The sequence below is a fragment of the Micromonospora sp. WMMA1363 genome (assembly GCF_030345795.1).
Classification (GTDB): Bacteria; Actinomycetota; Actinomycetes; order Mycobacteriales; family Micromonosporaceae; genus Micromonospora.
This window is the reverse complement of the sequence record NZ_JAUALB010000007.1, coordinates 1-3,757: the sequence shown is the minus strand read 5'-3', so window position 1 is coordinate 3,757 and position 3,757 is coordinate 1. Positions and strand designations below refer to the sequence as shown.

At 71.3% G+C, this 3,757-nt stretch carries 4 protein-coding genes and 3 pseudogenes; 3 read left to right on the top strand and 4 right to left on the bottom strand.

Annotation, left to right across the window (positions count from 1 at the left end; translation table 11 throughout):
- Window positions 1-538: IS701 family transposase (locus QTQ03_RS28840; protein WP_502889894.1), on the top strand; the 538-nt coding region annotated here is incomplete at its 5' end.
- 317 nt (window positions 539-855) lie between these two features.
- Window positions 856-1,706: pseudogene (gene fdhD, locus QTQ03_RS28835) on the top strand (formate dehydrogenase accessory sulfurtransferase FdhD).
- On the opposite strand, the gene QTQ03_RS28830 reads toward fdhD, so the two are convergent.
- A complete protein-coding gene (locus QTQ03_RS28830) occupies window positions 1,688-1,837 on the bottom strand; it encodes a hypothetical protein (RefSeq protein ID WP_289281153.1) in 150 nt (49 codons plus the stop codon). The pseudogene fdhD and the gene QTQ03_RS28830 sit on opposite strands and share 19 nt — an antisense overlap.
- Here QTQ03_RS28830 and QTQ03_RS28825 point away from each other — a divergent pair.
- A pseudogene (locus QTQ03_RS28825) lies at window positions 1,834-2,058 on the top strand (DUF4192 family protein); the annotation flags it as partial. The gene QTQ03_RS28830 and the pseudogene QTQ03_RS28825 sit on opposite strands and share 4 nt — an antisense overlap.
- Here the strand turns inward: QTQ03_RS28825 and QTQ03_RS28820 are convergent.
- The 3 genes and pseudogenes from QTQ03_RS28820 to QTQ03_RS28810 form a co-directional block, all read right to left on the bottom strand.
- Window positions 2,040-2,489 carry a formate dehydrogenase accessory sulfurtransferase FdhD gene (locus QTQ03_RS28820; protein ID WP_289281152.1) on the bottom strand — a complete coding sequence of 150 codons (450 nt, stop codon included), beginning with the start codon at window positions 2,487-2,489 and terminating at the stop codon, window positions 2,040-2,042. The pseudogene QTQ03_RS28825 and the gene QTQ03_RS28820 overlap by 19 nt on opposite strands.
- Window positions 2,422-2,889: a formate dehydrogenase accessory sulfurtransferase FdhD gene (locus QTQ03_RS28815; protein ID WP_289281151.1), complete on the bottom strand. Its 468-nt coding sequence runs from the start codon at window positions 2,887-2,889 to the stop codon at window positions 2,422-2,424. Before QTQ03_RS28815 ends, QTQ03_RS28820 begins: the two co-directional genes overlap by 68 nt.
- Window positions 2,890-3,262: 373 nt before the next feature.
- Window positions 3,263-3,757: pseudogene (locus QTQ03_RS28810) on the bottom strand (IS701 family transposase); the annotation flags it as partial.

The following is a 3,757-nucleotide window of genomic DNA, read 5'->3' as shown; positions in this document are numbered from 1 at the left end:
CCCTGGCCTGCGGGGCTGGTTGGAGGATCGGGACATCGCGTACGTGATGGCCACCCGACGCGACGATCGGGTGCCCTCCGGGCTGCACACCACCACCGGTGTCGACGAGCTGATCGGCAGGGTGCGTGCGGGCGCGTGGCAACGACTGTCGTGTGGTGACGGCGCGCACGGGCCGCGCCGCTACGACTGGGCTCGGCTGCCGATCCGCCGCACCTTTGCCCACGGCCGCCGCGGCTGGGTCCTGGCCCGACGCTCGATCACGGATCCCGGCGACATCGCCTACTACGTCTGCTTCGGCCCCCGCGGCACCCGACTACGCGACCTGGTGCGGGTCGCCGGTAGCCGTTGGTCGGTGGAGGAATCGTTCCAGACCGCGAAGAACGAGGTCGGCCTGGACCAGTACCAGGTCCGCCGCTACGACGCCTGGTACGCCCACATCACCCTCGCGATGGCCGCCGCCGCGTTCCTCGTCGTCACCCGCGCCCTCGAAGCCGCAAAGGGGGCACCACCGCAAACGAGCGCAGCCAGATCCCGCTGAGCAGCAACGAAATCCGCCGCCTGTTCGCCCACCTCGTCCTGACCACCCGCCGTCGAGCCGACCACATCCTGCGCTGGTCCGACTTCCGCCGTCGCCGCCAGGAACAAGCCCGAGCCGCCCACTACCGCAAACGACTCAAACCGCCATAAGTCACGACCCGCCGTTGCAGTATTAGGCCCTTGGGCGGGGTAGCCGACTGCCGGCATTGCCGTGCCCGGACTCGATCGGACACCGCCGTGCGGCGACCTCGGGTCGACCACTCCCGACTTCCGCGAAGTGGAGTGGATCACCGTGGCCGTGCGGTGCAGGATGGTGGGATGGGACGGGCGACTGATCGGCGTGGGGTGCTGCGGATCGACCTCGACGCGGCGGACGACCGCACCTCGGTCCAGCGCCGGGACACTCTCGCCGTGGAGGAACCGTTGGAGATCCGGGTGGGCCCGGCCGGTCCCGGGCGGCGGCGCCCGCTCGCGGTCACCATGCGCACCCCCGGTGACGACCTGGACCTGGCGGTCGGCTTCCTGCTCACCGAAGGGTTGATCAGGTCTGCCGACGACGTACGCACCGCGCAGCTCTGCGCCGGGGCGGAGGCCCCCAACACGTACAACGTGGTGGACGTCGTGCTCGCGCCCGACGTACCGGAGCCAACCGTCGACCGGCCCGTAACTTCTACACGACCAGTTCCTGCGGCGTGTGCGGCAAGGCGAGCATCGACGCCGTGCGGACCCGGTCGCGCTTCGGTGTGATCCACGATCCGCTGCGGGTGCCCGCGACGGTCCTGGCTGATCTGCCGGAACGGCTGCGGGCGGCGCAGCACGCCTTTGACCGTACCGGTGGCCTGCACGCGGCCGGGCTGTTCGGTGCGGACGGCGAACTGGTGGCCCTCCGCGAGGATGTCGGCCGGCACAACGCCGTCGACAAGGTGGTCGGCTGGGCGGTTCGGCAGCGGCGACTGCCGCTGGTCGGGCACGTGCTGCTGGTCAGTGGGCGGGCGAGCTTCGAGTTGACCCAGAAGGCGTGGATGGCCGGAATACCGCTGCTGGCGGCGGTCTCCGCGCCCAGCACGCTCGCCGCCGACCTGGCCGCCGAGGCGGGGATCACCCTGGTGGGCTTCCTGCGCGGGCGCAGGATGAACGTCTACGCCCACCCCTACCGCATCACCACCTGATCGGCGCGGCGGCGCACCTGTCCCGGCACCCGCACCGCCGGCCACCCGTCGAGGCGCGACGGAGGCACTCCACGCCGGAGCAGGTCGTCCAGGAGCAGCGCGAGCGGGTAGTCGGGATGCAGGGTGAGCACCCGGTTCGTTGTTGGCGTTCGCCGCCTGGCGGGCAGGCCAGGGTGCACTGGCCGCAGTGGCGCTGGAACGGGTGCTCACCCTGCATCCCGACTACCCGCTCGCGCTGCTCCTGGACGACCTGCTCCGGCGTGGAGTGCCTCCGTCGCGCCTCGACGGGTGGCCGGCGGTGCGGGTGCCGGGACAGGTGCGCCGCCGCGCCGATCAGGTGGTGATGCGGTAGGGGTGGGCGTAGACGTTCATCCTGCGCCCGCGCAGGAAGCCCACCAGGGTGATCCCCGCCTCGGCGGCCAGGTCGGCGGCGAGCGTGCTGGGCGCGGAGACCGCCGCCAGCAGCGGTATTCCGGCCATCCACGCCTTCTGGGTCAACTCGAAGCTCGCCCGCCCACTGACCAGCAGCACGTGCCCGACCAGCGGCAGTCGCCGCTGCCGAACCGCCCAGCCGACCACCTTGTCGACGGCGTTGTGCCGGCCGACATCCTCGCGGAGGGCCACCAGTTCGCCGTCCGCACCGAACAGCCCGGCCGCGTGCAGGCCACCGGTACGGTCAAAGGCGTGCTGCGCCGCCCGCAGCCGTTCCGGCAGATCAGCCAGGACCGTCGCGGGCACCCGCAGCGGATCGTGGATCACACCGAAGCGCGACCGGGTCCGCACGGCGTCGATGCTCGCCTTGCCGCACACGCCGCAGGAACTGGTCGTGTAGAAGTACGGGCCGGGTCGACGGTTGGCTCCGTACGTCGGGCGCGAGCACGACGTCCACCACGTTGTACGTGTTGGGGGCCTCCGCCCCGGCGCAGAGCTGCGCGGTGCGTACGTCGTCGGCAGACCTGATCAACCCTTCGGTGAGCAGGAAGCCGACCGCCAGGTCCAGGTCGTCACCGGGGGTGCGCATGGTGACCGCGAGCGGGCGCCGCCGCCCGGGACCGGCCGGGCCCACCCGGATCTCCAACGGTTCCTCCACGGCGAGAGTGTCCCGGCGCTGGACCGAGGTGCGGTCGTCCGCCGCGTCGAGGTCGATCCGCAGCACCCCACGCCGATCAGTCGCCCGTCCCATCCCACCATCCTGCACCGCACGGCCACGGTGATCCACTCCACTTCGCGGAAGTCGGGAGTGGTCGACCCGAGGTCGCCGCACGGCGGTGTCCGATCGAGTCCGGGCACGGCAATGCCGGCAGTCGGCTACCCCGCCCAAGGGCCTAATACTGCAACGGCGGGTCGTGACTTATGGCGGTTTGAGTCGTTTGCGGTAGTGGGCGGCTCGGGCTTGTTCCTGGCGGCGACGGCGGAAGTCGGACCAGCGCAGGATGTGGTCGGCTCGACGGCGGGTGGTCAGGACGAGGTGGGCGAACAGGCGGCGGATTTCGTTGCTGCTCAGCGGGATCTGGCTGCGCTCGTTTGCGGTGGTGCCCCTTTGCGGCTTCGAGGGCGCGGGTGACGACGAGGAACGCGGCGGCGGCCATCGCGAGGGTGATGTGGGCGTACCAGGCGTCGTAGCGGCGGACCTGGTACTGGTCCAGGCCGACCTCGTTCTTCGCGGTCTGGAACGATTCCTCCACCGACCAACGGCTACCGGCGACCCGCACCAGGTCGCGTAGTCGGGTGCCGCGGGGGCCGAAGCAGACGTAGTAGGCGATGTCGCCGGGATCCGTGATCGAGCGTCGGGCCAGGACCCAGCCGCGGCGGCCGTGGGCAAAGGTGCGGCGGATCGGCAGCCGAGCCCAGTCGTAGCGGCGCGGCCCGTGCGCGCCGTCACCACACGACAGTCGTTGCCACGCGCCCGCACGCACCCTGCCGATCAGCTCGTCGACACCGGTGGTGGTGTGCAGCCCGGAGGGCACCCGATCGTCGCGTCGGGTGGCCATCACGTACGCGATGTCCCGATCCTCCAACCAGCCCCGCAGGCCAGGGTTCTGCCCGTAGGC

Coding starts and splice junctions, on each gene's coding strand:
- QTQ03_RS28815 (WP_289281151.1), bottom strand. CDS start 2,889: ATGGGACGGGCGACTGATCGGCGTGGGGTGCTGCGGATCGACCTCGAC.